Below are 1,771 nucleotides of genomic sequence, written 5' to 3' on the forward strand. Positions count from 1 at the left end.
TTATTAATCTTAGATATTTTAAACTTTGGGCTTAGACTATTTTCTGCTTGTGAACTCCGTGTAAAATCATCCTCTTTTTGGCAACTAGATAACACAAATGTAACCCCGAAGAGCAACATTACTAGTTTTAAATACTGTTTACATTTTCTTTTTTTCAATCGTTTGGTTGGTTTTAAAAATTATTAATTTTTATTATTAAAAGCAAGTGTATAATAATAACAATCTCACAATACCTTTTAGTACCATTCATCGAAAACTACAACTTATTTGCACTTTTCGTTACGGTAAAAACCGTAATTGGAATCAAATTATAAATTTTCGTTATCGATGTTGTCAATATATTTTTTTAAAAAAATTTGATTAAATATTTAAAACCTAAACTTAATCCTAAAACTATAATTAAAATTAACAATCTTTCAAGTAGTAACTTAATTCTATTTTTTCTCAAATCTATAATTGATAACCAAATAAGTAATATAAACATTAACGGAACTAAAAAGGCAACTAAAAACCACCCTAGTAAACTTGGTGAATAAACACCAATTAATACTTTTGAAGGTAATGAATAGATAGTGCCGCTAGCAAGAAGTATTATTATAAACACTTTATTTAAATTTATTTTTTTAAGCATAATTTCATTGTTGATTTTATTCACACCCTAAATCACTAATTGGCCTTTCACCATTTAAAACTTCTTGCACCTTATTCCAATCTGGTCTATTTTTTGTAGGTGTTGAAATAGTTGCGGAGCCTCCATTAATTGGGTTATTTATAAAATTATTTAATCTTTCTTGAAAACTTGACCATAAATCGTCTGCGCCTTGAAAGGCATTATCAAAACCATCTAATCCATACGAAACATTTTCGACAATGTTAGAGTCAAACCTATCAACACCTCTTACAAAAAAATTATAAGACCCCTCTAAATTCTGTTCATAACCAAACTGTCTTGTACCACTAACAGGATGATTACCGGCATAAGGCGAATTTATAGTCATAAAGTACCAATAATTGTTTGAGTATTCCGTACAGACAACAACGCCATCATCAAACGGGATATCTATATATATAATGCTACCCAATGGGTTATTAGAATTCCAAAGATCTGTTTCTGTTTGGCACATTGAGGATATTTCACAATATGGATCAAATGTAGATCCTTCAACAAAGTTATTGAAATTAATACGTATGTGATCTAATAATTCATCTGCAGTAAATTGAGTATTTGAATTAGGATTATTAGGTAAATTTGTCACATTAACTGAAAAATAATCAAGATTGACCATTGTACCGCTCGCATCACTTAATGCTTGAATTTCAAAATCGTTTGTTAATGAACTTGGAAGATCATTTATTTTATTTTGTACACTCTGCGGAGCGGTATGTTGACTTAACGTTTGCCAGCTCTGTATCTGATTACAGTCTATTTCAAGTAATAAATAAGGATTGTCAAATATTAAGCAATTTAGTTGCTCAGGAACTGTTGCGTTTAATGAACAATCCTCTTCTTCCTCTATCTCTAATTCCTCTGGACAATCATCACCTCTACAAGGTGTTGTTGGTGTTGTAACACCACCATTGCTTGATGAACCACCACTACCCCCGTTATTGGTTTGGCTTCCGCTTGTATCCCCGGTGTTTGGGGACGTATTTCCTGTGCTACCACCAGTTGAGCCTCCACCTCCAGGAAAACCACAACCATAGTACATTCTATCACTGTTATAAGCTGTACAGTCAGCATAATTGTCGGATCCGTTGTGTCCTGCAGGAC

The 1,771-nt window shown here is 32.1% G+C and carries 2 protein-coding genes; both read right to left on the minus strand.

The annotated features are described in order from the left end of the window. Positions 1-346: 346 nt before the first annotated feature. Positions 347-631, minus strand: a complete 285-nt coding sequence (locus tag ES676_RS14520; RefSeq protein WP_148371043.1) for a hypothetical protein — start codon at positions 629-631, stop codon at positions 347-349. A 16-nt stretch (positions 632-647) separates the two neighbouring features. Beyond that, positions 648-1,771, minus strand: a 1,124-nt coding sequence (locus ES676_RS14830; protein ID WP_215731663.1) for a hypothetical protein, incomplete at its 5' end; no start/stop codon positions are given.

Origin of the sequence: Bizionia saleffrena (assembly GCF_008086175.1) — a bacterium.
In the GTDB taxonomy this organism is placed as follows: domain Bacteria; phylum Bacteroidota; class Bacteroidia; order Flavobacteriales; family Flavobacteriaceae; genus Bizionia; species Bizionia saleffrena.

Coding starts and splice junctions, on each gene's coding strand:
- ES676_RS14520 (WP_148371043.1), bottom strand. CDS start 631: ATGCTTAAAAAAATAAATTTAAATAAAGTGTTTATAATAATACTTCTT.